Source organism: Streptomyces sp. NBC_00019, from assembly GCF_045041015.1.
Lineage (GTDB): Bacteria > Actinomycetota > Actinomycetes > Streptomycetales > Streptomycetaceae > Streptomyces.
Genome location: NZ_CP108302.1, coordinates 10,960,281 through 10,986,685, shown reverse-complemented (window position 1 = coordinate 10,986,685; position 26,405 = coordinate 10,960,281). Strand labels below are relative to the sequence as shown.

The following is a 26,405-nucleotide window of genomic DNA, read 5'->3' as shown; positions in this document are numbered from 1 at the left end:
CCTGCGGCCTTCGCCGCCGCAGGGTCCGACGGTACGGTCGGCTCAGGGGAGGAGCCGGTCGAACCGGAACGGCGCGAGGGCTTCGGGACGCTGTCCCGTGCGGATGTACTCGGCGAGGTTGTGCCCCGTGACCGGGCCCAGCGTGACGCCGAGCATGCCGTGGCCGGTGGCCGCGAAGGCGTTGTCGTGCCCGGGGACACGGTCGATGACCGGGAGTCCGTCGGGGAGGAACGGGCGCCCGCCGACCCAGGGATCGCGGATGAGGCTGACCAGGTCGTCCGGGTCGTCGAACCAGCGGCCCAGGTAGTGCCGGCTCGCCAGGGCGACGGCGACGATACGGCGCCAGTCGAGACGGTTGTTGTTGCCGCTCAGCTCCATCGTGCCGCCGATCCGCGTGGTGCCGCCGATCGGTGAGGCGACGGCCCTGCGCTCGCCGAAGTACAGCGTGTGCCGGGGCGCCGGATCCAGGTCCACCGAGAAGCTGTAGCCCTTGCCCGCCTGGAGGGGCAGCGGGTGTCCCAGGGATCTCAGCAGGTGCGAGGAGCGCATACCGGCCGCGATGACGACGGCCGAGCAGGGAATCTCGCCCTGGGCGGTACGCAGTGCGGTGACGCGTCCGCCCGAGGTCCGGAACCCGGTGGCCTCCGCGTTCTCGTGGACCTTCACGCCCTGAGCGGAGAGCGCCTCCCCGAGCGCGTGGGCGAACGCCTCCGGGTCGACCACGCCCTCCCCCTCGACGAGATACGCCGCGCGCACCCGGGGCGACAGCGCGTCGTCCAGCAGACGTGCCTCCGGACCCGTGGTGACGTCGTCCGGCATCGGGTAGCGGCCCTCCGCCATCTCCCGCTGGACCGCGAGGTGGTGGCGGGCCTCGGCCGACGACAGGAAGGCGTGCACCATGCCGGGCCTGGTCAGCGTCGTGTCGACACCGGCCTCCTTCAGACCGTCGAAGAGGTCGAAGGTGCTGTGGTTCAGCTCGGCGATCGCCGTGTACCCGCGCCGGAACACGGCCGGTGTACTGCTCCGCCAGAACCGCCACAGCCACCGTACGAACGCCGGATCCGGCAGCGGCCGCAGATAGAGAGGTGAGTCGGGCTTTCCCAGCGAGCGCAGGGCGTACCGCACCACACCCGGGGCGGGGACGGGCGTCGAATGGCTGAGGCAGACCCAGCCCGCGTTGCCCCGGGACGCCCCGGAGCCCAGGCCGCGCCGCTCGACGACCTCCACCGGCAGACCGGCCGCGGCGAGGTAGTACGCCGTGCACAGTCCTACGACGCCGCCCCCGACGACCACGACGGGCTGATCGCCGACCGGGCCCGCTTTACCGAGCACACCGGTCATGACGCGGACCCGTACGAGGCGAGGAACTCCCGGGTCCGGGCCTGGGCGGGGCTGTCGAGGACGTCCTCGGGCCTGCCCTCCTCCACGATCCGGCCGCCGTCGACGAAGACGACGTGGTCGGCCACCTCGCGGGCGAAGGGCAGTTCGTGGGTGACCAGCATCATCGTCATTCCGTCCGCGGCGAGTTCCCGCATCACGCTCAGTACCTCCCGGGTGGCCTCCGGGTCCAGGGACGACGTGGGCTCGTCGAAGAGGAGCACTTCGGGTTTGAGGGCGAGGGCCCGGGCGATGGCGACGCGCTGCTGCTCGCCGCCGGAGAGCTGGTCGGGCTGGGCGAGGGCGCGGTGCGCCACGCCGACCCGGCGCAGCAGTCCGACGGCCCGCTCCAGCGCCTCCGGTTCGGGGATGCCCGCCTTGCGCTGCGCCAGCACGACGTTCTCCACGGCCGTGAGATGCGGAAACAGGTTGAACCGCTGGAAGACCATACCGACGGTGCGGCGCAGCAGGGCCAGGTCGGGGCAGACCATACGGCCGTCCTGGTGCACCACCTCTCCGGCGACCTCGATCGTGCCCTTGTCCGGCCGTTCCAGCAGGTTGACACAGCGCATCAGGGTCGTCTTGCCGCCGCCGCTCTGCCCGATGACGCTGACGATGCGGCCCCGGTCGACCTCCAGGTGGACATCGTCGAGGACCAGCCGTCCGTCGAAGGACTTGCTCAGGCCCTCGATCCGTACGACGGCCTCGGGCGCCCCGGACTCGGTGGTCCGCGCGGTGGTCTCAGTGCTCTCGGGTGTGGCCTTCGCCGTGGTGACAGGCTCGGTCATACCGCGGTCTCCTTCACTCGTACGTCCGCGGTCGTGTCGACGGCGAGGAGGGCGCGGGCCGCCCGCAGGCGTCGCCGTCGCCAGGGGGACAGGGGGACGCCCGCCCGTACCTTCCTTTCCAGCAGCAGGAGAAGCTGGGAGAGCGGGTAGCAGAGGGCGAAGTAGATGGCCGAGATGACCAGGTACACCTCCAGCGCCCGGAAGGTCGATGAGGTGATGAGCCGTCCCTCGGACATCAGCTCGGCGGCGGAGACGGTGACGAGCAGCGAGGTGGACTTCAGCAGGTCGACCAGGAAGGTGTTGGTGCCGGGCAGCGCCTGTCGGAGGGCCTGCGGCAGGATGATGTAGCTGAAGATGCCCGCCTTGCCGAGCCCGAGCGCCTCGCCCGCCTCCGTCTGCCCGTCGTGCACGCCGCTGATCGCGGAGCGGAAGATCTCGGACAGGTAGGCGGCGTAGAAGACGACCAGGCTGAGGCAGCCGGCAGTGAACACGTCGAGCTTGATCCCGGCCGAGGCCAGGCCGAAGTAGGTCAGGAAGATGATGGCGAGGAGCGGGACGTTCTTGAACACCTCGGTGTAAACGGCGGCGACGGCGCGGGCCGGCCATGCCTTGCTCAGCCTGAGCAGCGCCACGGCCAGGCCGAGCAGCACCGCGCCGATGAAGCTCACGACGGTGTAGGAGATGGTGCGCCAGAGTGCGTCGAGCAGGTCGGACTGGTAGTCGGACCAGGGGACTTGGAAGAAGTCGGACATGTCATCCCCTCACTGCGCGATGGACGGCGGCGTCCAGTCCTGGGACCGGTCCACGCCCTGGCGCGCGGTGGCGACATCGGCGGAGGGCTTCAGGAACTGCTCGGGGTCACCGCCGTACTTCTTGACGAGCTTCTCCATCTCGCCGTTCTCGTACATGGCGTCGATCTCCGCGGAGATCGCCTTCTCCAGCTTGGTGGCCTTCTTGGGCAGGTAGAAGCCGGTCTGGTACGGCTGGAAGTACTCGTAGGCGGGCTCCGCCTTGACCTGTTCGGCGGTCGGCGGCGTCATGTACTGGGTGTCGATCTTCAGTTCCGGCCGTTCCTTCTGCGCCGCGATGATGATCAGGGGGTCGAGGAATCCGACGTCGACCCGGTCCGCGCCGAGGTCGTCGAACACCCCGTTGGCGTCGGGGTAGGCGTGCAGCTTGGCATCGGGCACGGCCTGGATCGACTTCACCCAGACGTAGCCCTCGACCGTGCCCAGATCGAGGCCCTTGAGGTCGTCGACCGTCTTGTAGGTCTTCCCGGACCGGACGGCCATCGCCGGGGGCGAGTAGTAGGGCGGATCGGTGAACAGCCCCTGCTTCTGCCGGTCGGCGGACCAGGCGACGCCGCCGATGGTGATGTCCACCCGGCGGGACTGGACCCCGGCGAGCATGCCGGCGAAGTCCGTCACCTGGGGCTTGACCTCAAGGCCCAGCTTCTCGGCCACGTAGGCGAGGATGTCGCCGTCCAGCCCGACGATCTTGCCGCCCTGGACGCTGGTGTAGGGCGCGTACGGCTGTACGGCCACCTTGATCTCACCGGGCGTGAGCGTGCCCAGCGCGGCGGTCTTCGCGGACACGTTCGTCGGTTCGTCGTCGTCGCCCGAACCACAGGCGGCGAGCGCTGGAAGGAGGAGCATCGCTGACAGACCAGCAACAAGTGAGCGCACACGGATCATCGGCTTGGGCCTTCCGTTTCGGCACTGAAGGAACCCGCCCGTTCACCGCGTCGTGCCCCCGGCGGGGATGTTGTGATGGGCCCATACGCTAGGGACAGGCGCGCCGTGCGTCACCGTTCACTTCGTACGAACTTGTGGCTGAAATCGCTCGACGCACTGTACGGTGCGTCCATCTTCGGCCCATCCCTCGACGGGAGGAACCTCCGTGCTGAGCCCGTCACTCGCGCAGGAGATCGCCGGGGACACCTCCGCGGTCATCGGCTTCAACGTGCTGATCACGGACGCGGAGGGCACGGTCATCGGCAGCGGCGACAGCAGCCGCGTCGGCAGCTTCCACGAGGCGTCCGTCGAAGTGATCCGCACACAGGAACCGGCCACGCACAGCGCGTCGCAGGCTCACCAACTCCGGGGTGTGCGGCCCGGGGTCACCTTGCCGCTGGTCACGGACGGGCAGGCGGTGGGGACGGTCGGGATCACGGGTACACCCGCCCAGGTGCGCCGCTTCGGCCTGCTCGTGAAGCGCCAGACGGAGATCCTGCTCCGGGAGTCCGTGATGCTGCGCTCCCGCCTGCTCGCCGAACGGGCCGCGGAGAAGCTGCTGGCCGACATCGCCTCGTACGATCCCCAGGTCGTGGAAGGCGATTTCCTCTTCTTCCGGGCCGCCGAGCTGGGCTTCGACCTGCGACTGCGGCGGGTCGCGGTGGCGTTCGAGGTGACCGTGCCCGACAGGGCGCACCGTCGCCACGGCACGCCCACCCGGGACATGGCACTGGTCCGCTCGGAACTGCTCCGCACCATCCGCGAGGTCTTCGCCGACCCCCAGGACATCATCGCCACCACGGCTCCCGGCTGGATCGGCGTCCTGCACCGACGCCCGGCCGACCAGCCCGTAGCCTCCCTGGTCGGCGACTGCCGGCGGATCACCGACGTCATCGCCGCCCAGGGCGGCCTCACCGCCCGCGCGGGCATCGGCGAGTCGGCTGCCTCGATCGGCGCTCTGCACGACTCCTACCAGGACGCGTGCGACGCACTGCGCCTCGGCACTCGCCTCGCGGGCAACTCCCCCGTCCACCTGATCACCGACCTGCGGGTCCACCAGGTCCTGGCGGCCGTGGGCCAGCCCGCCCGCAACCGTCTGGTCGGCCTGACCGCCGCGGACCTGCGCACCCAGCCGGACTGGCCGGTGCTCCGCGACACGATCACCGCCTGGTGCGAGAGCGGGTTCAATCTCGTACGGGCGTCCGCGGCGCTGCATGTCCACCGCAACACCGTCGTCTACCGGATGAACAAGATCGAGCAGATCACCGGCCGCCCCCTGCGCGATCACCGGACCACCATGGCCCTGTATCTCGCCTGCCTGACCGACCAGCTGGGGAGCGGCGGCGCCTAGATCTGTATTTCGCGGGTCGTTGAATCGTATGGACCAGGGGCTGAGACGGTGTCCGGCACGGGGTTGGTGGCGTTATCTGGGTGTGTCGATGACTTCCTGGCCCCGCGGCCACGATCCCGCCGTCAGCGCCTTGAGTGCGCGGTGGTGTCCGTGGTGGAGAAGCGTCTGGGCGCTCTGCCTGTCGCTGCCGAGTTTCTGCGCCGGCTGGACCTGGCCGGGATCGTCGACGAGGTGTGTCCGGGAGGCGCGAGTGCGCACCTGACGCATGGTCAGATCATCGAGGTGCTGGTGGCGAACCGGCTGACCTCGCCCGCGCCGCTGGTGCGGGTTGGAGACTGGGCGCGGACCTGGGCGGTGGAGGAGGTGTTCGGTATCGAGCCGGACCTGCTCAATGATGATCGTCTGGCCCGGGCGCTGGACGCGATCGTCCCGGAGCTGGAGCGGATCGCGGGCACGGTCGGGGCGCGGGCGATCGCCGAGTTCGGCATCGACGTGAGTCGATTGCACTGGGACATGACCAGCTTGTCCCTGCACGGTGCCTACCCGGAGCAGGACGAGGCGTTCCCAGTCGTCAAGTACGGGCATCCCAAGGATCGGCGGGTGGACCTGAAGCAGGTCCAGGCCGGGCTCGCGGTGTCCGTCGACGGCGGCATCCCGGTCCACACCCGGGTCTTCGGCGGCGGGGCGGCCGAGGTCTCCCAGGTGGTCGGGGAACCACACGAACCCGGCCATGCAGACCGAAGACCCCATGTGCTGGCAGGCCTTCCAGGCCAACCCCGACACCATGTGGAACTGGATGAGCGCGCTCCGCGACGGCCTCGGTGGCCAGTTCCAGGCGCGGACCCCCGATGGGACGCTCTGCAGCAACAACCTCTCGAGGAACGCCAGCCTGGACAAGCCCGGGCAATGGAAGACCACCACCCTCGGCAGCAACTTCTCGGTCCACCTGTACGACCAGGCGTCCCACGGTGCCGACTACTTCAAGGTCTACGTGAGCAAGCAGGGCTTCAACCCCCAGACCCAGACCCTGGGCTGGAGCAACCTCGACTTCATCACGCAGACCGGCCGCTTCGCCCCGGCGCAGGACATCACGTTCCCCGTCCAGACCTCCGGCTACACCGGACACCACATCCTGTTCGTGATCTGGCAGGCCTCGCACCTCGACCAGGCCTACATGTGGTGCAGCGACGTGAACTTCGGCTGAGCCGGAGAGCACCGCACACGGCACCGGCCTCTGACGGGCGCCGGTAACCCGCCGCCCGGCCGACCGAGCTCCATCGGGGCAGGAGACCCAGTTGGTCACCCTGCACCGACGGGGCTTCCTGCGCTCCTGGCCTCGCGCTTTCATGAGGCGGGCCGCTCAGAGGTTGATCATAAACACGGAAAGTACCCTTGACCTGCAACGATAGGACTTGCTGAGGGTCCTGTTGGCTGCACGGATGTCCCCGGAAGGAGCCCGCGAGGAGTTCGGGCACGCGGAACAGGCGCAGCTTCGCCCAGAACACCTCGGCCGCCGCCAGCGCCATGCCCAGCACCGCCACCTTGAGTACGACCAGCAGCAGGGCCAGCAGTACGGCGGTGAGTGAGGCGCTGGTGGCGATTCCCCATGGGGCGAACAGCGAGGCCAGCAGAACGGTCAGCCGCAGCTGTGCTCCGAGCTCGACGAGTGCCAGGTCCGGTCCGGTCCGGCGTATTCGAGGACCATGGCCTCGTGGACCATGGTCAGCTCCAGGTGGGTGGAGGGGTTGTCCACCGGCAGCCGGCCGCTCTCGGCCAGTACCGCCACCGCGAGCGCCGCGATCGCCAGCAGCCCGGCCGGGGAGGTGAGGCGGGCGGGCTCGTCGGCGGCGCCAGCGACGATGACGGGCAGGTTCGTCGACCCGGCCGGTATCGACAGCGCGAACACCGCCATCAGAATGGTCGGCTCCACCAGCGCGGCGATGGTCATCTCCCGGGAGGCGCCCATGCCACCGAACGCCGTACCGGTGTCCAGGCCCGCCAGCGCCAGCGCCAGCGTGCCCAGCGCCAGCAATGCCACCACCAGGATCAGGTCCGCCCGGCCCCGCACCGGCGTGTCCGTGGACACCAGCGGCACCAGCACCGCCAGCACCAGCGAGGTGGCGACCAGCAGCGGCGGCGACCAGCGGAAGGCGGGCCCGGTACCGACCGGGGTGATCGGTTCCTTGCGCAGCAACTTGCACACGTCCCGCCACGGCTGGAGCACACCGGCCCCGGCCCGGCCCTCCAGGCGAGCCCGGGTCTGCCGCATCAGCCCGGTCAGCAGGGGCGCGCCGACCACCACCGCGCCCACCTGGAGGGCGGTCGCCGTGTATCCGACCGTGTTCACCAGCCCACCACCAACACGACCAGCAGAGTGACCAGTCCGAAGAAGCCGTAGCCGAGATAGGTGTGCACGCTGCCGCCCGCGAGCCGCCTGGCCGACTGCCCGGCGGTGGCGAGGAGTTCGAGCACCGGTCGGTACAGGCGGTGTTCGATGCGGCCGGGCACCCGGTTGCGGAACTTCACCCGCTCCACGAGATACGCCGACTCGCGCACCGGTGTGACGTCCACGTCCTGCTCCGGAGCGAGTACGTCGTCGAACACCCGCTGCAGCGGCTCGGCGAACGAGGTGGCCGTATAGGCCATCCGCGGGGTCGGAGCCCCGCCGCCGCAGTCCCACAACCTGGCCTGCGTACGCCGCTGCCGGCGCCGTGCCGCCCACTGGACCGTCGCCATGACCGCGCCCAGCGCGACCACGAGGGCCGCGATGACCCATAGCGGGGAGAGCGTGGCGGACACCTCGTCCAGGCGCACCCGCAGTCCACCGCCGGACACTGGCCGCGTCCCCGCCAACCCGACGGCCGCCACCGCCCGCTCCAGCCCCTCGCCCAACAGGCCCGGCACCAGGGCCAGGGCCACGCACAGGGCCGCGAGCAGTCCCATGCCCACCCGCATGAGCAGCGGCGACTCCCTGGCCGCGGCTGCCTGTTCGCTGCGCGCCCGGGCGAAGAAGCCCACGCCGAGCGCCTTGACGAACACCGCCGCCGCCAGGCCCGCCGACAGGGCGATCACTGCCACCGCGAGGGGCAGCACGATCGCCGTGCCCCGGGAACGGCCAGCCCGTGGATCATCGACTGCAGCAGCAGCCACTCGCTGATGAACCCGTTGCCCGGCGGCAGCGCCACCGCGCCCAGGGCGCCGACCGTGAACAGCCCCGCTGTGACCGGCATCCGGGCGCGCAGCCCGCCCAGGCGGTCCAGGTTCCGCTCGCCGGTGGCACGCAGCACCGAACCCGCGCCCGTGAACAGCAGGGCCTTGAACGCCGCATGGTTGACGACGTGCAGCAGTCCGGCGGCCAGCGCGAGCCCGGACAGTGCTGTGTTCCCGGCGTGGGCGAACAGCCCGGCCGCGCCGACGCCGAGCACGACGAGCCCCATGTTCTCGGATGTCGAGTAGGCCAGCAGCCGCTTGAGGTCGGAAGCCATCGCGGCCTGCAGGATGCCGTACACCGCCGACAGCCCGCCCATGGCCATCACCAGCAGCCACCACCAGGCGGGTCCCCCGCCGAGCAGGTCGAATCCGACGCGTACGAGGCCGTAGATCCCGAGGTTGACCATGGCCGCGCTCATCAACGCCGACACCGGGCTGGGCGCTTCGGGATGCGCGCGCGGGAGCCAGGCGTGCAGCGGCACCAGCCCCGCCTTCGAGGTGAACGCCACCGCCGTCAGCACGAACACCAGCCCGCGCACGGTCGGCGAGATCCCCGCAGTCCCGGCCCGCAGGGCGGCGAAGGTCTCACCACCGGCCTGCGCGGCGTACACCATGAGGCCCACCAGCAGCAGGACCAGCCCGAGGTGGGTCATCACGGCGTACCAGAGCGCCGCCTCCCGTACGGCGGGCCGGGCGCGGTGTCCGGCCAGGACGAGGAGCAGGGAGGTGAGTGCCATCAGCTCCCACAGCAGCAGGAACGTCGAGACGGAGGCCGTCGCCGGCACCAGCAGCAGACTCAGGGCGAACAGCGGGAGCACTGCCTGCGCGCCTCGCGAGCCGAGGCCGTACGACCCGTGCCCGGCCACATAGCCGACGGCGTAGACCGCCACCGCCACCACCACGGCCCCGGCCACCGCCATGAACAGTCCGGACAGCGCGTCCACCGCGAAGTGCGCCCCGACCAGCGGCAGCAGCCCGGATACTGCGGCCGACCAGCCGCTTCCGCCCAGTGCAGCCATACCCGCCGTGCCACCGGCCACCCCTACACCTGCCGTCAACGCCCCGACGACCCAGCAGCGCACCCGCTGCGGCAGGACCATCCCGGCCGCAGCGCCCTCGACGCCCAGCGCGGTGGCCGTCGCGAGGCCGGCCGGAATCAGGCTCACCGTCCGGTCACCCTCCGCAGCGCCGCAACGATCTCCTCCGGCCGCGGCGGGCACCCGGGCACCGACAGATCCACCGGTACGACATCGGCGACGGCGCCTTCGACGCCGTAACCGCCCGCGAAGTCCCCGCAGTTGATCGCGCAATCGCCGACCGCCACCACCAGCCGCGGCTCCGCATCGCGGCGACCGTACGCCGCAGCGGCTCGGCCATGTTCCGGGTCACCGGCCCGGTCACCAGCGCGATGTCTGCGTGCCGGGGCGAGGCCACCAGCCGGGCGCCGTAGCGCTCGGCGTCGTAGACCGGGTTGAAGGCCGCGGCGATCTCGATCTCGCAGCCGTTGCAGGAACCGGCATCCACACACCGCACCTGCACCGAGCCGCCGAACTCCCGCGCCTGTGGCAGGACGTCACCCTCCGGGTGCGGTGGCGCGGGTTCGGCCACCCGCGACCGGAGTTACGGCACTCGGGGGTGAAGGCGACCGCCTCCCGATACCAGGGAGCGCTGTCAACTCCCGGGAGACGGCCGCCGCTTTAGGGCCGTCGCTAGGACGGCGGTTTCGCCTGCGTCTGGGCGGCCTGCAGATCGGCCAGCAGTTCGGCCTGCCCGGCCAGCACCCCGGAGAGGATGGTCCGCGCGACCCGCAGGAGCTCGGCGATGTGCGGGCTGGTCAGCGAGTAGTACACGGTGGAGCCCTCCTTGCGGGTCACCACCAGGTTCGCCCGGCGCAGCACCGCGAGCTGCTGCGACAGGTGGGCCGGCTCGATGCCCACCTCGGGCAGCATCTCCGCGACCGCGTGCTCGCGCTCGCTCAGCAGCTCCAGGACCCGGATGCGTGCGGGATGCCCGAGCGTCTTGAAGAACTCGGCCTTCAGTTGGTACAGCGGCGTGCTCATCGTGCGGTCGCCTCTCCGGTACAGCAGCCCAGCCGCACCGGCCAGCCCTCGGTACATCGCATCCACCTACTCGTCAACAACATGGGCCCCATCCTCACGTGCGGCGACGGCCACGCCGAATCCGCGCACGAGGCCAGAACCGCCCGAAACCAGCGGTGACGACCTCAGCAATTGCTAAGATTAGCAAGTCCATACGTTGCATGAGGAGGCTTGCATGAGAATCACTCCGCTGCGCGGCGCGGGCGTCGTGTGGTTCAAGTGCCCCGCATGCCGCCTCAAGTGCCGACCCACCGCCGTCGGCCCGGAGGGCCAGTGCCCGCGCTGTGGGCACAGCCGCATGCTGAAGCTGTCCCTCGGCGGTAGGTCCGCCGTGTCTACGTCGGACGGCGACCTGAGCTGACCCACAAAGGGGGCAGGGCATGGGTGACTGGGCCGGCCAGTCCGGTAGTGGGATCCGCTTCGAGTGGGGATCTGCCGGAGCGGGTCGCCTCGCCGCGAAGGCCGCCTGTCTGGTCATCGTCGACGTGCTGTCCTTCACCACGACGGTGAGCGTTGCCGTCCGGCAGGGCATCCGGGTCCTGCCGTTCTGACTGCCCGACGACCCCGTCACCGCAGTCGAGCGCGCCGCGGCGGAGAAGGCCGCCGCCGTCTACGCGCAGCAGTCGGGCGCGCGGCTGGCCGTCGCCCGCCGCGATGTCACGCCCGACAGTCCCTGGTTCCTCTCCCCGGCCCATCTGCGCCGCGCCCCGTTCGCCGCGCGCCTGGTGCTGCCGTCTCCGAACGGCGCGGCGATCGCGGCGGCCGCACCGCCGCACGTGCGGGTGGTCACCGCCTGTCTGCGCAACATCACCGCGGTCGGTAACTGGCTCACGGCCTGCGGCTGCGGCACGTCCGAGCGACCTGTTGCCGTGATCGTCGCGGGCGAGCGCTGGCCGGACGGCAGCCTGCGCCCCGCGCTGGAGGACCTGCTCGGCGCCGGTGCCCTCATCTGCTACCTGCGCGCCCAGGGCGCGGGCCCGCTGTCCGTCGAGGCAGCCGCCGCGAAGGCGGTCTACGAGGGCACCGCCGACCTCACCCGCGCCGTCGCCGCCTGCGCGTCCGGCCGGGAGCTGGCCGCGACGGGCTTCGTCGAGGACGTGGCCATCGCCACGGAGAAAGACATTTGCACTGTCGTTCCCGTGCGGGACCAAGACGGCGCCTCGCCCCCGGCTGAACCTGCCGGGCTCACTCTCCCGCGTCGTCTCCGGTCGGCCGCCCCGTTGTCCGCCACTCGTGGCGGCCCTCCGACGGCTCGCCCTGCCGGGTGCTGTGTGCCGCGAGCGCGCCGGCCAGGTCGGCGTGCACGGGGATGGGCGTGCAGTCCCCGCCGGGCACGAGGGAACCGTCCGCGGGGATCGCAGCCAGCTCCAGGCCGCGGCCCGCATCCGCGAGACGCCGGGCGGCCTCGGTGATCGCCACCTGCCCTTCCGCCGACCAGCCTCGCAGTCCGGTCAGGTCGACGATGACCGGACCACTCCCGCGTCCCACCACCCAGCCGACGGCACCCGTGAAGCGATGGACGGCGTCCGGGCCCAGGTATCCGGAGACGGACAGGATGCCGAGATCCTGCTCGACGGTGTAGCGCCACTCGATGGTCATGGTCGTCAACTTCCTTGCGCGGTCAGCCTGTGTGCTTCAGAGGGGGAGGGTGATCCAGATGCTCTTGCCCTTGCCGTCGGCGTCGCCCCGGACGACCGCGGTGCCGCCCAGGCCGAGGGTGAGCTCCATGACGGTGGCCAGGCCGCCGCCACCGGCATCGGTGACCGCGCCGTACAGCGGCGGCTGGTAGGGGTGGCGGTCGTGGACGGCGAAGGCCAGACAGTCCTTGCCCGCCGCATAGATGACGGTCACCTGCGGAGAGACTGTGGCGGCGTGACGGATGGTGTTGGTGACCAACTCGCCGAGGATCAGGAGTGCGGGGCCGATGGCGGGATGGCGCAGGTTTATCCCCCACTCGGCCAGGGCTCTCTCGGCGGTCTCCCGGGAGAGCCGGACGGCGGACGGCAGCGTGGGAAGGGTGAGCACATGGCGGTGGGGCAGGGCTTCGAGCCGGGTGCTCATCACGCCTCCGCGCGGGCCAGGCGGAATCCGGTCACGGTCTGCGGCTTGATACGCAACAGGGTGTCGTGAGGGCCGTGACTACAGCTGGTGAGGGTGCGCTGGTAGTGGCCAGCCTCGTGGGGATCGCTGATCACTTCGACCGGTCCGACGACGGTGACGGTCCAGCCGGTACCTGCCTGGGGGCGGATCTCCTCCACGTGGTACGTCGCTGTCCGCGGGACCGCGGCTACTTGCACCGGGGTGCGCACAACGAGGCGTCCGAACTCCCACACGTGCCGGGCCGGGCGCACCAGAGCCGTCTCCCGCTGGACGTACACCAGCCGTCCCAGCGCGCTGCTTTCCAGCAGCCACAGGGCCTCGGCGCCGGAGACCTCGACCATACGCAGGTCTGAGGAGGGAGTGCTCATCCGACGGTTTCCTCTGTTTCCACGCTGAAGGGCCTGGACTGCTGGAAAGGAAGGGGCGGCATCACGCCGGCGCATTCCAGATAGGTGCGCGCGGCCTGAATCGCCTCCGGCGTGGTGGCGTGTTCACGCCCGTCCAGGCGCAGCAGCTCCAGCGCGCCGACGGAGTCCAGGACCTGGCGCTGGCCGGGGCGTATCCCAGAGGTCATCACGGCGATGCCGCGCCGGTTCAGCTTCTCCACCACGTCCTTCAGGACGAGGGCGCCGGTGGCGTCGATGGTCGTCACCCGGGACATGCGCAGGATGATCACGCGTACGTCGGCCACCTCGGCCAGCTCCAGCAGGAAGCGGTGGGCGGCGGCGAAGAACAGCGGGCCGTCGATCCGGTACGCCACGATGTGCTCAGCCAACAGCGCGTGCTCCTCGGCACTGTGGTCACCACGATCGAGCGGCACCTGGTCCAGGCGGGCCTGCTTGGCCACCGCGCGCAGCGCCAGGGCGCCCGCAACCACCAGGCCGATGATCACGGCGTACACGAGGTCCAGGGCGAGGGTCGCGACCGCGGTGAGGACGAGGATCAGCGCGTCGGAACGGGTGGCCTTGGCCATCGCCCGCAGCGAGCCGACCTCCACCATGCGGATCGCGGTGGCCAGCAGCACGCCGGCGAGCGCGGCCAGCGGAATTTTGGAGACGAGGGGCGCCGCCGCGAAGACGATCACCGCGAGGATCGCGGCATGGACGAGGGAGGCAAGCCGGGAACTCGCGCCGGTACGGACGTTGACGGCGGTGCGGGCGATCGCGCCGGTCGCAGGCACGCCGCCGAACAGCGGGGCGGCGATGTTGGCCAGGCCCTGGCCGAACAGCTCCCGGTCCGGATCATGTTTCTGGCCGACCGTCATGCCGTCGGCGACGGAGGCCGACAGCAGCGATTCCAGTGCGGCCAGTGCCGCCACCGCAACCGCCGGGGCGAGCAGGGAGCCGAGCGCGCCGGGGTCCAGGAAGGAGAGGGACGGTGCGGGCAGGCCGGACGGCAGGTCGCCGATCGGCTTCGCCGCATCAAGGCCGGCGAGCTGTGCCACGATCGTCGCCGCGATCACGGCGAGGATGGAGAAGGGGATCGTGGGCCGCCAGCGGGCCCCGATGAGCATGATGGAGGCGACCGCCAGGGCGAAGGCGATGGCGGTCCAGTTCGAGTGCTTCGCGAACTCCTGCAGCGCGCGCCAGGTCACCACGAGGACGCGGTCGCCCTCCGGCTTGGGTACGCCCAGGGCGTTCGGGATCTGCTGCAGGCCGATCACACAGGCGATGCCGAGGGTGAAGCCCTCAACGACTGGCGCGGGGACGTACTGCATGTACTTGCCGGCCTTGAGCAGGGCGAGCGCGACGAGCATCACGCCCGCCATCAGCCCCACGGTGAGCACCCCGGAAGGCCCGTGCTCGGCGACGATCGGCACCAGCACCACCGTCATCGCGCCCGTCGGCCCGGACACCTGCAGATTGGATCCGCCGAACACCGCGGCGAGCGCACCGGCGATGACGGCGGTCGCCAGCCCCGCTTCGGCGCCGAGGCCGGAGGAGACGCCGAAGCCGAGCGCGAGCGGCAGCGCGACGATCGCCACGGTGAGGCCGGCCAGCAGGTCCCGGCGCGGGTCGCGGCGTATCTCCGCCAGATCACTTCGGCCGGGCAGCAGCGCGGTGAGCCGGGCCCCGACCCGGCCCAAGGAGGTCCTCATCGCGCGGCGACCTCGGCTTCCCGCAGCTCGGCCAGCAGCTCGTTCTGACCAGTGAGCACCTCGGTCAGGATTCGGCGCGCGGCCCCCATCAGATCGGCGACGTCGCCGCTCGCGAGGGCATAGACGACGGTTGAGCTCTCGCGTTGGGAGGTGACGATGCCCGAGCGGCGCAACACCGCCAGCTGCTGCGACAAGCTGGAGGGTTCTACCTCAATCTCGGCCAGCAGCTCCCGTACCGGCATCGGCCCGTCCTGCAGCAGCTCCAGCACCCTTATCCGAACGGGATGCCCCAGCATCCGGAAGAACTCGGCCTTGGCCTGGTACAGCGGAACGGACACGATCCCTCGGCTTCCCCGAAAGCGCCCCACCTTGAGGGCAAGCGAAGGCTGTGCCCGCGGCTACCTGCGGACACAGCCAACATAGCATCTAACGAATTGCAAACTTTTGCAATTCAGCATCCCGTTGCGGCCCAGATGATCGATCTATGGACAGGACGGCGGGCCAGACGGCGAGGGCAGCTGTCGGCCGGCGAGTGGGGCCGTTCACCTGCACCAGTCGCGGATCAGGCTTTCTTGACCACGCCGGACTTGAGCTGCATCGCCCCGAAACCATCGATCTTGCAGTCGATGTCATGGCCGTCGACCCCGTCGACCAGCCGGATGCTGCGCACCTTGGTGCCCGCCTTGATCCCCGAGGGGCTGCCCTTGACCTTGAGCGCCTTGACGACGACCACGCTGTCGCCGTCATTCAGCACGTTGCCGACGGCATCTTTGACGACCCGCTCCCCGGCGGCGTTCCCGCCCTCGGCGCCGCTCTCGGCAGGAACCCATTCGTGGCCGCACTCCGGGCACACGACAAGGGCGTTCATCTCATAGGTGTACTCACACGAGCACTTCGGGCACGAAGGAAGGTTCTCAAGCATCCCGTCAGGATATCCGGCCCGAACGTCTGTCCGGACGGACGAGAAAGGCCACCGCGGCATCCCTCGAAGAGGGAACCGCCTGATGGCGTCTCCAGGGCGGTTCTCCCCGATCACGGTCGGTCGGCTGCCGCAGGCTCAGCGGCGGGACATGTAGAGGTCGAGGGCCTTGTGCAGCGCCTTGTTGAGCGGGAAGTCCCACTCGCCGAGGTATTCGACGGCCTCGCCGCCGGTGCCGGCCTTGAACCTCAGCAGCCCCATTAGGTGGTTCAGCGGCTGGTGAAGATCACGTCGTGCCAGCTCTTGTGCGATGCGCCAGTGATGTCCGAGATGACGTGTTTGACGTTGGTGTATTCGTCGAAGGAGTAGGCGGACATGTCCTTGCCGAAGCCGGACGTCTTGTAGCCGCCGTGCGGCATTTCGCTGATGATCGGGATGTGGTCGTTGATCCAGACGCAGCCCGCCTGGATCTCCCGGCTCACGCGTCCGGCGCGGTAGACGTTGGTCGTCCAGGCGGATGCGGCCAGTCCGTACGGGGTGTCGTTGGCGAGGCGGAGCGCCTCGTCGTCGCTGTCGAAGGGCAGGCAGACGAGGACCGGGCCGAAGATCTCCTGCTGCACGATGGCGGAGTCCTGTGCGGCGTCGGTGATGAGGGTGGGCTCGTAATAGGCGGCCCGGCCGAGCGGTCCGTCCGGGATCTTCCCGCCGCGTACGACAGTGGCTCCGGTCCGGCGGGCGTCCTCGACCATGGCGGCGACTTTGTCGCGCTGACGGAAGGAGATCAGGGAGCCCATGTCGGTGGCCGGGTCGTCGACCGGGCCCAGGTTCACCGCGTCCATCAGCTCGGCGACGCGGGCCACGAACCCCTCGTACAGCGGCCGTTGGACATACGCGCGCGTGGCCGCCGTACAGTCCTGGCCGGCGTTGATGAGCGCCCCCGCCACCGCACCGCGGGCCGCGGCCTCCAGGTCGGCGTCGTCGAAGACGACGAAGGGAGCCTTGCCGCCGAGTTCGAGGTGGACACGCTTGACCAACCCGGCTGCCTGCGCGGCGACTTGGCGGCCGACCGCCGTGGAGCCGGTGAAGGAGACCATGGCGACATCAGGGTGTGTCACCAGCGCCTGCCCCGCGACGGGACCGGTACCGGTGACGATGTTGATAACACCGTCGGGGATACCCGCCTCCTGGGCCGCCTCCGCGAACATCACCGAGGTGAGCGGGGTGAGTTCGGACGGCTTGAGCACGATCGTGTTGCCCGCGGCCACGGCGGGCAGCACCTTCCACGCCGCCATCTGCAACGGGTAGTTCCACGGCGCGATGGAGCCGACGACGCCGACGGGCTCACGGCGGATGCTGGAGGTGTGGTCGCCGGAGTACTCGCCGGAGGCGCGGCCCTCCAGGTTGCGGGCCGCACCGGCGAAGAACCGGACGTTGTCGATGGTGCCGGGGATGTCGAAGCCGCGGGTCAGCCTGATCGGTTTGCCGCCGATACGGCTCTCGACCCCGGCGAACTCCTCGGCACGTGCCTGGAGTTGGTCCGCCCAGCGCAGCAGTGCCTCGGAGCGGTCGGCGGGTGTGGTGCGTGACCAGTCCGCGAAGGCCTCGCGGCCGGCGGCGACCGCCTCTGCCACGTCCTCGACGCCGGCCAGGGTGTCGGTCGCCAGGACCTCCCCGGTGGCCGGGTTGGTCACCGAGAACTCCTCGCCGGACGTGCCGGGGCGGCGCTTGCCCGCGATGAACTGCGTACCTGTGGTGTCGGGGGTCTGCATCAACGCTCCTGTTCGGTGGCGCCCCACAGGTCGCCGAGGGTGTAGCCGTGCGGGAAGGGGTCGGTGTCGTCCAGGACGTACTGGTTGAATCCGGTGATCCAGCCGCGTCCGCTGATCGTCGGCAACACCGCCTCGTATGGTCCGACGTGGGTGGTGTCGAGGAGTGTGCCCGTGAAGGTGGTGTTGATGATCGACTCGTGGACGAAGGGAGTGTTGAGGGGGAGTTCGCCTCGTGCGTGCAGGGCGGCCATGCGGGCGCAGGTGCCGGTGCCGCAGGGAGAGCGGTCCAGGGAGCCGGTCCAGGTGGCCGGGTCGGCAAGGTCCACCTCGCCGTTGGGCAGGACGACGGTGTTGCGGCCGGAGACGCCGGGTGTGGGCGAGGGGCCGTGGATCATCGTCAGGGCGATCTCGTTGATACCGGGATTGAGCGGATGACTGACCGGGAACTGCTGCTGGGCTGCCGTGCGCAACACCGCGCCGGCGCGGGTGAGGTGCTTGGCCGAGGAGCGATCCAGGGTGAGGCCGAGGTCGGCGGCGCGGGCCTGGACGAAGAATTGGCCGCCGAAGACGATGTCGACCGGGACACGGCCGTATTCCGGCAGGTCCAGTTCGTGCTCGAGGGCCACCACGAAGGCCGGGACGTTGGCGAAGGTGACCCGGGTGGCCTTGCCGCCGGACACCTCGGCGCGGACCCGGACGAGGCCGACCGCGGTGTCCACGGTGAGTTCCGTGACCGGCTCGCTCACCGGCACCGCGCCTGTCTCCACGAGCGCGGTGACCGCGCAGATGAGGTTGGAGCCGGACATGGGGCGGAAGCCGCCCTGTTCCAGCACCACCAGGCCGAAGTCGGCGGTCGGGTCGGCCGGGGGCAGCACCAGGGCGCCGCACAGGGCCGGGTAGCCGCGCGGCTCCTGGAGCAGCAGCCGGCGCAGGTCCTCGAGGTGCTTCTCGCAGTAGTGCAGCCGCTCGGCCATCGTGGCGCCCTTGACGTGCAGATGGCTGCCGATCAGCACGCGGCCGGGCTCGCCTTCGGCGTGGACGTCGATGGCGTGGACACGGCCGTACGAAGGCATCAGGCGGCCACCCTTTCGTCCACTACGGCGACTCCGGCGGCGATCAGCAGGTCGCGGAACTCCTCGACGTACTGCGGGGCCAGCGGCAGCACCGGTCGGCGGGTCGGGCCGGCGCTGATGCCGACCAGGTCGAGGCCGGTCTTGATGCCGCAGGCGTAGTTGTGGGACTCCAGGAACTGGCAGATCGGGAAGATCTTCGCCCACAGCTCGCGTCCGGCGTGCAGGTCGCCTCGGACGGCGAGGGCGTCGTACAGGTCGGCGCACAGCCGGGGGATCACACTGGCGGTACCCCAGACGCCCGCCTGGGCCCCGCTCGCGAGTGCGGCGAAGGTGAGGGTGTCCCAGCCGTTGAGGGCCGTGATGGCTTGTGCGTGCTGTTGCTGGACGGCGGTGAACCAGGTGAAGTCGCCGCCGGTGTCCTTGTAGGAGGTGACCGCGGTCTCCCGGGCCAGCTTCGCCAACTCTTCGGGCGCGAGGTTGACGCCGGTGGCCGACGGGATGTTGTAGTACATGATCGGGATGTCGATGGCGTCGGAGACCGTGCCGAAGAAGCCCAGCATTTCGTCGAAGGTGGGGGCGTCGTAGAACGGCGGCACGATCATCACGGCGGATGCGCCCGCCTTCTCCGCGTGCACGCTCAGCTCCACGGTGTCCGCCGTGCTGAGCGCGCCCGTCCCGGCGACGACCGGGACGCGTCCGGCGGCGGCCTCGACGTAGACCTCGGTGACCCGCTTGCGCTCGTCGAGGATCAGCGTGGTGAACTCGCCGGTGCTGCCGCCGGGCACGAGGCCGTGGATGCCGCCGCCGATGATGTGCTCGGCCTGGCGCCGTATGCCCTCGGCGTCGACGGTGGAGCCGTCCGCGGTCAGCGGGGTGACGACGGCGGCGAGGATGCCGGTGAACTGGGGGGCGCTCATGAAGGGACTCCTGAGATCAGTATGGGGGAATCAGTCGGAGGGCAGCCGGAGACAGGGTCCGGTCAGCGGCGGGTGAAGCGGCGCGGTGAGACGGCCTCGGCGACGGACGGCAGGCGGCCCGTGGTGATGGCCTCGGCGATGATCTCGGCGGTGGCCGGGGCGAGGGTGAGCCCGAGCATGCCGTGGCCCGAGGCGACGTAGACGTTGGGCAGGGGATCGAGGCGGCCGATGATCGGCAGGCCGTCCGGGGTCATCGGGCGCAGCCCGGCCCACGGACTCGCCTCCCCGGGCGGGTTGTCCCAGCCGGTGAGCGAGTCGGCGGCCGCCTGCTTGATCGCGGCGATGCGCCGGGGGTTGATGTTCTCCTCCAGGCCGCCGAACTCCATGGTGCCCGCGAGCCGCAGGAACCCGTTCAGCGGGGTCACCGCGACACGGGCGTCCTCCAGCGTGAGGGGCGTGCGCAGCGGCACCGGGGAGGGCGAGTAATCGACGCTGTAGCCCTTGCCCGGCCGGATCGGTAGCGGGACGCCGAGCTGGGCGGCCATCTTGGCGGTCCACACCCCGCCGGCCAGCAGCAGAGTGTCGCCCGTGTACTCGCCCTTGTCGGTGACCACGCCGGTGATGGTGCCGCCCTGGCGCAGGAAGCGGCGTACGGGGGTGTGTTCGTGGATCTCGACGCCGAGTTCGCCGCACCGCTTGAGCAGGCCCTGGGTGAGGGAGTCGGGTTCGACCTGTCGGTCGTCCGGGAAGAACAGGCCGTGCTTGATACGGCTGTTCAGTACCGGTTCCCTGGCCTGTACGGCGTCTCCGTGCAGGTGTTCGGCGACCATGCCGAAGCTCTCGAAGATGTCGAGGGAGGCGAGCTGCTCCTCGTAGCGTTCCCGCGTCTCGAAGGCCAGCAGGACGCCCGCCTTGTGCATCTCGAAGGCGATGCCGTCCCGGGTCCAGTCGTCGAGGAGGTCCATGGTGCCCTCGGCGAGGCGCAGGGTCGTCTGCAGACCCCGGCGGAAGTCGCGCGCGGTGCAGTGCCGGGCCATCGTCAGCATGAACTTCACGAAGGCGGGGTTGAGCGAGGGCTTGACGTAGAGCGGGCTGTCCGGCTTCAGCATCCACTTCAGTGACTGCAGGATCACGCCCGGCGCCGGCACCGGGCCGCTCTCCGCCAGGGCGATCTTGGCCGCGTTGCCGTGCGAAGCGGCGGAGCCCGCGCTCCGGGCGTCGAGAACGGTCACCTCGCAGCCGCTTTTGGCCAGCCGGTAGGCGGCGGCCAGGCCGACGGCGCCGGCTCCCACAACGATGGTCCGCATGGGGTCGTGTACCTCCTTACAAGGCGTCGAATGATCCGGGGCACAGGTTCTGGCCCGACGCGGTCAGACCTCCGGCTCCCAGGGACGTCCCACCACGAAGCCGTTCTGGAACGGATCTGTCAGAGCCAGGACCAACTGGCCGAAGGAGGTGGTCTTGGCGCGCCCGGAGACGCTGGGGACGACGGCGTCGTATGGCCCGACCCTGGACGGTGGAGCGGACGGAGGTGCCCGTGCCGCACGGGGAGCGGTCGATCCGGCCGGCGAACACCGCGTTCGTGACGCCAGGGATCAGCGGGTTCTCCGGGCGGCTCACCCAGCCGAGACCGGGAACGTCCAGGTCCGCTGACTTGCGGTGGACGAAGGCGGGCCGGCTGACCAGCTTCACCCGCCGCATCTTGCCGTCGGCGCAGTCGAACTCGAAGACGCTCTCCCCGTGGACAGACCCGCCCCCACCCACGACGACCTGGCCGGAGGTGCCCTCGGCCGGCGCGTCCACGACGTTCACGGCATGGCTGAACCTCATGGGCCTTCCTTTCGACGAGATCGCAGATTGTCAAACAATCGGCGGGAGGCTGACGCTAGACCGGGCCACCCGGCGTGGTCAATGCCCGGAAGTGAATGAATCGACCAGGCTGGCGCGGCCGTGGACTCATTTCACGGCCCGTTCGCGCGGGCTGAGCACCATGGCGCCGGACGTCGACAACGGCTTCGCAAGCACGCTTTAAGGCCAGGTCGAGGCCCCGTTCGCGGAATGGGCGCCTACCGTCGCGGGCCGCGGCGCCGATTGATCGCCGCCTCGGAACATCACGATTTCGGCTATTGACACAGCGCAGCGGCGTTCCTAGCCTTCCGGCACATCTTGCTGTGTGTCTGACAATCTACGGCGCCACTGTCTGCGGGAGCGCCCCGCATCGAAGGGGCGCCGCGTACTGCGGTTGCCCTTCTCGTCTCCGGAGCGGTCCACCCATCCACCGCTGACCGCAATGCCGCTCCACCCCGGACCGACTAAATCCCCTGCCGCACCCTGCACCACTCAGCCCCTAGCACTGGAGCACCGGCCATGGCCCTCACCAAGCAGAGCAGATACACCTTCTACGTGGTCGGAGTACTCATCCTGGCCTGGCTGGCCGGCTACTTCGGCGGGAAGGCCGGCTCGGACGGCGGCTCGACCCAGACCGTCGCCAGTTCGGGCAACTCCGCCAAAGCCGCCTGGGTAGACAAGATCAAGAAGGCGGGCGAGCTGCGGGTCGGCTGCGCCGACGCCCCGCCCACCATCACCGTCAAGTCGGACGGCACATGCGCCGGACCCGACCTGATACCCCTGGAGAACTTCGCGGCCGGCATCGGTGTGAAGGTCAAGACGGTGGCGACCACCTGGCAGAACATCGTCGCCGGGCTCCAGGCAGGCAAGTACGACATCGCCGCCGACCTCGACCAGACAGTCGAGCGCAGCCTGGCGATCGGATTCACCCACGGCTCGTGGTCCTACCCGGGCGTGCTCCTGGTAGAGCGTGACAGCGACTACAGCACCAGCAAGCAGGTCCTCGACGCGAACAAGCCCATCGCCACCACGCAGGGCTCCGCCTTGGACGCGGCGCTGCAACAGGCGGGCGCCAAGGAACTGCGTGTGGACACCTACCAGAACGCGGCCGCCGGTGTGAAGGCAGGCAAAGCCATCGCCGTCTTCACCGACCTCGGCACCGCCGTCGACATGGCCACCAAGGACAAGTCCCTCGGCATCATCGTCCCCGACCCGACGATCTTCGTCCACCACGTGGCCTACGGCGTCCCCGCCGGCATCGACGCCCGCTCCATGGACATCCTCAACGTCGCCATCGACAACTCGGTGGCCAGCGGCGAGATCGACCGTGCCTTCGCCGAGGCCGGCTACCGCGACGTGGACGCCCTGGGCGACCTCGAGATCAAGTCCTGACCGGATCTCGCCGACCCCTCGGAGGTAGTCCGCGATGCATTCCGTGAATCTCGCCTACGAATTCGATCTGAGCGTCATCGGTCCCTCGCTGCCCACCCTGCTGGACGGGCTGTGGCTGACCCTGGAGATCTCGACGATCGTGATCCTCGCGAGCGCCGTCCTCGGCTTCCCCCTCGCCGTGGCCCGCATGTCGAAGATCGAGGTCATCCGCTGGCCCGCGCAGCTGTACATCGAGGTGTTCCGATGTACACCGCTGCTGATCCAGCTGATCTGGGTGTTCTACGCCCTTCCGGCACTCCTCGGTATCGACCTGCCCGGCAAGCTGTCGATCATCATCGCCCTCACCGCGCATCTGACCGCGTTCATGTCGGAGACCTACCGCGCCGGCATGCAGTCGGTGCCCGTCGAGCAGATCGAGGCGGCGCACATGCTGCGCCTGAACCGGCTGCAGATCATGCGGCACATCATCGTGCCGCAGGCCTTCCGTCAGCAGATCCCCACGATCCTGTCCCTGAACGTGAGCATGTTCAAGGACACCTCCCTGGTCTCCGCGCTGGGCATGGCGGACCTGACCTTCCAGGGCAACATCCTCGCCAGTCAGACCTACCGGCCCATGGAGATCTTCACCATGGTCGCCGTCATCTACTTCGTGATCGCCTTCCCCGCCACCCTGTTCACCAGCTACGTCGAGCAGCGGCTGCTCACCAGCGGTTCACGTGGTGCCCAGCCGCCCACGTCCGGGCTGCGCGGCACACTCGCACGGCTGCGCCCCGGACAGCGGCCACCCGCCCTGGCCGACCCCGCCCTCACGTCCGTACCCACGTCCGCACCCAAGCCGGAAGGTGTCTGATCACGATGACAGAGACCAGCCCGACCCTCGACAAGGCACCGGACACCGATGCGGACGCGGAGCTCGACGGCGCGTTCGTGCGCACGCGCGGTGTGAGCAAGTCCTTCCACGGCCGCCCGGTCCTCAAGGAGGCCGACTTCCGGATCGGCAGCGGCGAGATCGCCGTCCTCATCGGCAAGAGCGGTTCCGGCAAGAGCACCCTGCTGCGGGTGATCGCCGGTCTCGAGGAGCCGGACGCCGGGGACATCGACCTCGCCGGCCAGGCCGTCGTACGGGACGGCGAGTACACGGACGCGTGGAAGGACCTCCGCGGCCAGATCGGAATGATCTTCCAGAGCTACACCCTGTGGCCCCACATGAACGTCCTCGACAACCTCACCGTCGCGCCGCGCCTCACCCTGGGCGAGTCCAAGGCCCAGCTGCTGGAGCGGGCCGAACGGGCCCTGACCGAGGTGGGCATGGCACATCACCTGCGCAGCCGCTGCACCCAGCTGTCCGGTGGTGAGCGCCAACGAGTGGCCATCGCACGGGCGTTGATGATGCGGCCCCGTCTGCTGCTGTGCGACGAGATCACCTCCGCCCTCGACCCGCCGGTGGCGGCCGAGGTGCTGGGCGTACTCACCAAACTGAAGGAGGAAGAGGGCATCGCCTGCGGCATCGTCACCCACGACATGGCCTTCGCGGCCCACGCCGCCGACCGTATCTGCTTCTTCGAGGACGGTCTGATCAAGGAGGACGTGCCACCGGCGCAGGCCTTCAACGATCCGCAGACACCCGGACTCCAGGCATTCATCGACGCCGTCCGCTTCTGAGCGTCCCCAGCGGCCGACCTGGATCGGCGGCCCCGCCCACCGCACCGGGCCGGTCCGTACTCCGCTGCACCGGCCCGGGCGGAGCCGCGCACGGTGGCAGGCCCGCACACCCCTCCCCCGGGGCCTGCCACCACCCCTCCCGCACACTTCACCTCCTACCGGAATAGGTCACCGACATGCCCCAACTCACCGAGCTGGCACGGAAACTGGCCGCCGCGCCCAACTTCGCGACACTCGCCACGATCGGCAAGGACGGCCTGCCCCAGCAGACCACGGTCTGGGTGAACGCCACCGGCGACGGGATCGCCTTCTCCACCGTCGAGGGCCGCGTGAAACACCTCAACCTGCTGCGCGACCCCCGCGCCAGCATCCTGATCACCGAGCGCGACAACCCCTACGTCTACGCCGTGGTCCGAGGATCGGTCACCATCACCCGGGACGGTGGGCCGGAACTGATCGACGAGCTCTCCCACAAGTACGAGGGCAAGCCCTGGCAGGAGACCGCGACAACGCCCAGAGTGGTCGTCACCGTCAGCGCCGAGCGCGTCACCGAGTACGGCTGCTGATCACCCACCCGGCGGCTAGTATGTGGTCTGACAATCTGCGGAGGACCCATGAGTGACCACGCCCCCCAACCAGCCACCGGGCCCCGGCCGGTCAGCAACCAGACCCGCCGCGACGCCGTGGTGAACGAGTTGCGGAGGGCCATCCTGGCCGGAGAACTGGGACCGGGGCAACGGCTCCGGGAGGTCCAAATCTCCCAGCAGATGGGGGTCAGCCGTCCCACACTGCGTGAGGCCATCTACCAACTGACCCACGAAGGACTTCTCGAACAGCAGCCCTACCGCGGAGTCGTCGTCACCGACATCGACGAGAAGTTCATCACCGACGTCGCCGCGGTCCGGGTCGCCCTGGAAAAACTGGCCGCCAGGGCCCTGGCCGACGATCCCGACGGCTCCCGGAAGGAGACGCTCCGGCGCAGCTGGGAGGAGTACCAGGCGGCCCACGCCGCCCAGGACCCGGACCGCCTCCACCAGGCCCATGTCAACCTGCACTGGACAGTGTGGACCGCCTCCGAGAACACCATGCTCGAACGCCTGTGGCCGACCGTGGAAGCCCAGATCAACATCGCCATCATGGTCGACGAGAGCACCCGTTCGGATCCCGACCGCGCCCTGCACGTCCATGAGCGCCTCATCGAGGCGATCCTCAACGGCGACCCGGACACCATCGATGCCGAGGTGGAACGCCACACCATGGCGAGCGCCGGCGAACTCATCGAGATGCTCGCCGAACGCAAGAAGCACGCCCACGGCCCTGTCGCCTGAGAAAGAACCGGGCCGAGCGCGGGACATCCGTCGATGCGCTTGGCCTCCTGCCGGGCTACCAACCCATGGCGCGTGACGCGTTCGTGCCGCGTGTCTGTCCTGCGCCCCGCCACGTTGAAGAGCACTCTGGGCGTAAGTGACCGCAGGACTCGGTGGAGCCGGCAGGGTCGGCTTCTGGCCCAGGTGATCAGCGCCCGCGGGGGTCACTGCCCGGCTGGCGCCTGCGGCGGACCCCGTTTGGGGAAGCCTGTATCCCGTGCACCGCCCCGCCATTGCGAAGGTCGGCCCGTCCGTCCCGTCACCGCTAAGGGCGGCTACGGCATCGGTGGACGGGATACGACCTGGGTGCATGCGATGACACGCGCTGTTCGGGGCGGCACGGCGGCCCGCGCCTCCGCTGGTCCGGCGTCGAGGAGAACGAGTTTCCCGGCCGCGGCGACCTGAACTGGACCTGCGAGTGACGAGCTAAAGGGGCCAAGTGGAGCCATTCCAGACGTCGCCGTAACCACGTTGCCCTCCTGACAGCCAGGACGGCTTCGGAGAGGTGCGGGTGGCGGCCCTGCTTCAGGCGGGTGTAGTCGGTGGTGACACCCGCCAGGGGCGCGACCTCCTCACGGCGTAGCTTGGGCACCGGCGCGCCCCGCGCCCGGAGGCAGTCCGGCGGTGTTCGGGGTGAGGAGGGCGCGACGGGAGCGGAGAAAGTCGCCGAGTTCGCTGTTGTGCCCCATTCCTCAGGTATTG

At 69.9% G+C, this 26,405-nt stretch carries 28 protein-coding genes and 5 pseudogenes; 12 read left to right on the top strand and 21 right to left on the bottom strand.

The window, feature by feature from the left end; all coding sequences use genetic code 11:
• Positions 1-42: 42 nt before the first annotated feature.
• The 4 genes from OHU89_RS51155 to OHU89_RS51140 are packed head-to-tail and all read right to left on the bottom strand — an operon-like array spanning position 43 to position 3,820.
• On the bottom strand, positions 43-1,341 hold the full coding sequence (locus OHU89_RS51155) for an NAD(P)/FAD-dependent oxidoreductase (RefSeq protein ID WP_405653782.1): 1,299 nt from the start codon (positions 1,339-1,341) through the stop codon (positions 43-45).
• Positions 1,338-2,165, bottom strand: a complete 828-nt coding sequence (locus OHU89_RS51150; RefSeq protein WP_405653780.1) for an amino acid ABC transporter ATP-binding protein — start codon at positions 2,163-2,165, stop codon at positions 1,338-1,340. The genes OHU89_RS51155 and OHU89_RS51150 overlap by 4 nt, the downstream gene beginning before the upstream one ends.
• Positions 2,162-2,917 (bottom strand): amino acid ABC transporter permease, encoded by a 756-nt coding sequence (locus OHU89_RS51145; protein ID WP_405653778.1) that lies wholly within the window; start codon positions 2,915-2,917, stop codon positions 2,162-2,164. Before OHU89_RS51145 ends, OHU89_RS51150 begins: the two co-directional genes overlap by 4 nt.
• A gap of 9 nt (positions 2,918-2,926) precedes the next feature.
• Entirely contained in the window at positions 2,927-3,820 is an 894-nt protein-coding gene (locus tag OHU89_RS51140; protein ID WP_405653776.1) for a substrate-binding periplasmic protein, read from the bottom strand.
• Between the two features lie 244 nt (positions 3,821-4,064).
• Between OHU89_RS51140 and OHU89_RS51135 the strand changes: the two genes are divergently transcribed.
• The 4 genes and pseudogenes from OHU89_RS51135 (at position 4,065) to OHU89_RS51120 (ending at position 6,835) form a co-directional block, all read left to right on the top strand.
• Complete coding sequence (locus tag OHU89_RS51135) at positions 4,065-5,249, top strand: CdaR family transcriptional regulator (RefSeq protein WP_405653774.1); 1,185 nt, start codon at positions 4,065-4,067, stop codon at positions 5,247-5,249.
• Between the two features lie 48 nt (positions 5,250-5,297).
• Positions 5,298-5,618, top strand: a pseudogene (locus OHU89_RS51130) (DUF4277 domain-containing protein); the annotation flags it as partial.
• A 334-nt stretch (positions 5,619-5,952) separates the two neighbouring features.
• Positions 5,953-6,453: pseudogene (locus OHU89_RS51125) on the top strand (lytic polysaccharide monooxygenase); the annotation flags it as partial.
• A gap of 235 nt (positions 6,454-6,688) precedes the next feature.
• The gene (locus tag OHU89_RS51120) at positions 6,689-6,835 is read left to right on the top strand and encodes a hypothetical protein (protein ID WP_405653772.1); all 147 of its coding nucleotides are present in this window, start codon (positions 6,689-6,691) and stop codon (positions 6,833-6,835) included.
• A 50-nt stretch (positions 6,836-6,885) separates the two neighbouring features.
• Here the strand turns inward: OHU89_RS51120 and OHU89_RS51115 are convergent, their stop codons facing one another.
• From OHU89_RS51115 to OHU89_RS51095, 5 genes and pseudogenes are all read right to left on the bottom strand, one after another.
• On the bottom strand, positions 6,886-7,596 hold the full coding sequence (locus OHU89_RS51115) for a respiratory chain complex I subunit 1 family protein (RefSeq protein ID WP_405653770.1): 711 nt from the start codon (positions 7,594-7,596) through the stop codon (positions 6,886-6,888).
• Complete coding sequence (locus OHU89_RS51110; protein WP_405653768.1) at positions 7,593-8,327, bottom strand: hypothetical protein; 735 nt, start codon at positions 8,325-8,327, stop codon at positions 7,593-7,595. Before OHU89_RS51110 ends, OHU89_RS51115 begins: the two co-directional genes overlap by 4 nt.
• Positions 8,318-9,625, bottom strand: a complete 1,308-nt coding sequence (locus OHU89_RS51105) for a proton-conducting transporter membrane subunit (RefSeq protein WP_405653766.1) — start codon at positions 9,623-9,625, stop codon at positions 8,318-8,320. Before OHU89_RS51105 ends, OHU89_RS51110 begins: the two co-directional genes overlap by 10 nt.
• Positions 9,622-9,983: pseudogene (locus tag OHU89_RS51100) on the bottom strand (NADH-quinone oxidoreductase subunit B family protein). Before OHU89_RS51100 ends, OHU89_RS51105 begins: the two are co-directional and overlap by 4 nt.
• 185 nt (positions 9,984-10,168) lie before the next feature.
• Positions 10,169-10,519 carry a metalloregulator ArsR/SmtB family transcription factor gene (locus OHU89_RS51095; protein WP_336542276.1) on the bottom strand — a complete coding sequence of 117 codons (351 nt, stop codon included), beginning with the start codon at positions 10,517-10,519 and terminating at the stop codon, positions 10,169-10,171.
• Between the two features lie 214 nt (positions 10,520-10,733).
• On the opposite strand from OHU89_RS51095, the gene OHU89_RS51090 reads away from it, so the two are divergent.
• The 3 genes and pseudogenes from OHU89_RS51090 to OHU89_RS51080 form a co-directional block, all read left to right on the top strand.
• Positions 10,734-10,919, top strand: coding sequence for a hypothetical protein (locus OHU89_RS51090; protein ID WP_405653764.1), 186 nt, complete (start codon positions 10,734-10,736; stop codon positions 10,917-10,919).
• 19 nt (positions 10,920-10,938) lie between these two features.
• Positions 10,939-11,109: a hypothetical protein gene (locus tag OHU89_RS51085; protein ID WP_405653762.1), complete on the top strand. Its 171-nt coding sequence runs from the start codon at positions 10,939-10,941 to the stop codon at positions 11,107-11,109.
• A 174-nt stretch (positions 11,110-11,283) separates the two neighbouring features.
• A pseudogene (locus OHU89_RS51080) lies at positions 11,284-11,646 on the top strand (2-phosphosulfolactate phosphatase); the annotation flags it as partial.
• A gap of 97 nt (positions 11,647-11,743) precedes the next feature.
• Here OHU89_RS51080 and OHU89_RS51075 read toward each other — a convergent pair.
• The 12 genes and pseudogenes from OHU89_RS51075 to OHU89_RS51020 form a co-directional block, all read right to left on the bottom strand.
• Entirely contained in the window at positions 11,744-12,157 is a 414-nt protein-coding gene (locus OHU89_RS51075) for an anti-sigma factor antagonist (RefSeq protein WP_405653760.1), read from the bottom strand.
• A gap of 36 nt (positions 12,158-12,193) precedes the next feature.
• Positions 12,194-12,619: an ATP-binding protein gene (locus OHU89_RS51070; RefSeq protein WP_405653758.1), complete on the bottom strand. Its 426-nt coding sequence runs from the start codon at positions 12,617-12,619 to the stop codon at positions 12,194-12,196.
• Positions 12,619-13,026, bottom strand: a complete 408-nt coding sequence (locus tag OHU89_RS51065) for a pyridoxamine 5'-phosphate oxidase family protein (protein ID WP_405653756.1) — start codon at positions 13,024-13,026, stop codon at positions 12,619-12,621. The genes OHU89_RS51070 and OHU89_RS51065 overlap by 1 nt, the downstream gene beginning before the upstream one ends.
• Positions 13,023-14,756: a SulP family inorganic anion transporter gene (locus OHU89_RS51060; RefSeq protein WP_405653754.1), complete on the bottom strand. Its 1,734-nt coding sequence runs from the start codon at positions 14,754-14,756 to the stop codon at positions 13,023-13,025. The genes OHU89_RS51065 and OHU89_RS51060 overlap by 4 nt, the downstream gene beginning before the upstream one ends.
• Positions 14,753-15,094 carry an ArsR/SmtB family transcription factor gene (locus OHU89_RS51055; protein WP_405653752.1) on the bottom strand — a complete coding sequence of 114 codons (342 nt, stop codon included), beginning with the start codon at positions 15,092-15,094 and terminating at the stop codon, positions 14,753-14,755. The genes OHU89_RS51060 and OHU89_RS51055 overlap by 4 nt, the downstream gene beginning before the upstream one ends.
• Before the next feature lie 224 nt (positions 15,095-15,318).
• Entirely contained in the window at positions 15,319-15,678 is a 360-nt protein-coding gene (locus OHU89_RS51050) for a zinc ribbon domain-containing protein YjdM (RefSeq protein ID WP_405653750.1), read from the bottom strand.
• 135 nt (positions 15,679-15,813) lie between these two features.
• A pseudogene (locus OHU89_RS51045) lies at positions 15,814-15,945 on the bottom strand (peptidoglycan bridge formation protein FemAB); the annotation flags it as partial.
• The gene (locus OHU89_RS51040; protein ID WP_405653748.1) at positions 15,945-17,444 is read right to left on the bottom strand and encodes a gamma-aminobutyraldehyde dehydrogenase; all 1,500 of its coding nucleotides are present in this window, start codon (positions 17,442-17,444) and stop codon (positions 15,945-15,947) included. The gene OHU89_RS51040 and the pseudogene OHU89_RS51045, both read right to left, overlap by 1 nt.
• Positions 17,444-18,517, bottom strand: coding sequence for a proline racemase family protein (locus OHU89_RS51035; RefSeq protein ID WP_405653746.1), 1,074 nt, complete (start codon positions 18,515-18,517; stop codon positions 17,444-17,446). The genes OHU89_RS51040 and OHU89_RS51035 overlap by 1 nt, the downstream gene beginning before the upstream one ends.
• Positions 18,517-19,434, bottom strand: coding sequence for a dihydrodipicolinate synthase family protein (locus tag OHU89_RS51030; protein ID WP_405653744.1), 918 nt, complete (start codon positions 19,432-19,434; stop codon positions 18,517-18,519). The genes OHU89_RS51035 and OHU89_RS51030 overlap by 1 nt, the downstream gene beginning before the upstream one ends.
• 62 nt (positions 19,435-19,496) lie before the next feature.
• A complete protein-coding gene (locus OHU89_RS51025) occupies positions 19,497-20,741 on the bottom strand; it encodes an NAD(P)/FAD-dependent oxidoreductase (RefSeq protein ID WP_405653742.1) in 1,245 nt (414 codons plus the stop codon).
• Between the two features lie 16 nt (positions 20,742-20,757).
• Positions 20,758-21,264, bottom strand: coding sequence for a hypothetical protein (locus OHU89_RS51020; protein ID WP_405653740.1), 507 nt, complete (start codon positions 21,262-21,264; stop codon positions 20,758-20,760).
• Between the two features lie 537 nt (positions 21,265-21,801).
• Between OHU89_RS51020 and OHU89_RS51015 the strand changes: the two genes are divergently transcribed.
• The 5 genes from OHU89_RS51015 (at position 21,802) to OHU89_RS50995 (ending at position 25,664) form a co-directional block, all read left to right on the top strand.
• Positions 21,802-22,674 carry a transporter substrate-binding domain-containing protein gene (locus OHU89_RS51015; RefSeq protein ID WP_405653738.1) on the top strand — a complete coding sequence of 291 codons (873 nt, stop codon included), beginning with the start codon at positions 21,802-21,804 and terminating at the stop codon, positions 22,672-22,674.
• 34 nt (positions 22,675-22,708) lie between these two features.
• On the top strand, positions 22,709-23,524 hold the full coding sequence (locus OHU89_RS51010) for an amino acid ABC transporter permease (RefSeq protein ID WP_405653736.1): 816 nt from the start codon (positions 22,709-22,711) through the stop codon (positions 23,522-23,524).
• Between the two features lie 5 nt (positions 23,525-23,529).
• The gene (locus tag OHU89_RS51005) at positions 23,530-24,336 is read left to right on the top strand and encodes an amino acid ABC transporter ATP-binding protein (RefSeq protein WP_405653734.1); all 807 of its coding nucleotides are present in this window, start codon (positions 23,530-23,532) and stop codon (positions 24,334-24,336) included.
• A 176-nt stretch (positions 24,337-24,512) separates the two neighbouring features.
• The gene (locus OHU89_RS51000; protein ID WP_405653732.1) at positions 24,513-24,902 is read left to right on the top strand and encodes a PPOX class F420-dependent oxidoreductase; all 390 of its coding nucleotides are present in this window, start codon (positions 24,513-24,515) and stop codon (positions 24,900-24,902) included.
• Between the two features lie 48 nt (positions 24,903-24,950).
• Complete coding sequence (locus tag OHU89_RS50995; protein WP_405653729.1) at positions 24,951-25,664, top strand: GntR family transcriptional regulator; 714 nt, start codon at positions 24,951-24,953, stop codon at positions 25,662-25,664.
• Positions 25,665-26,405 lie beyond the last annotated feature (741 nt).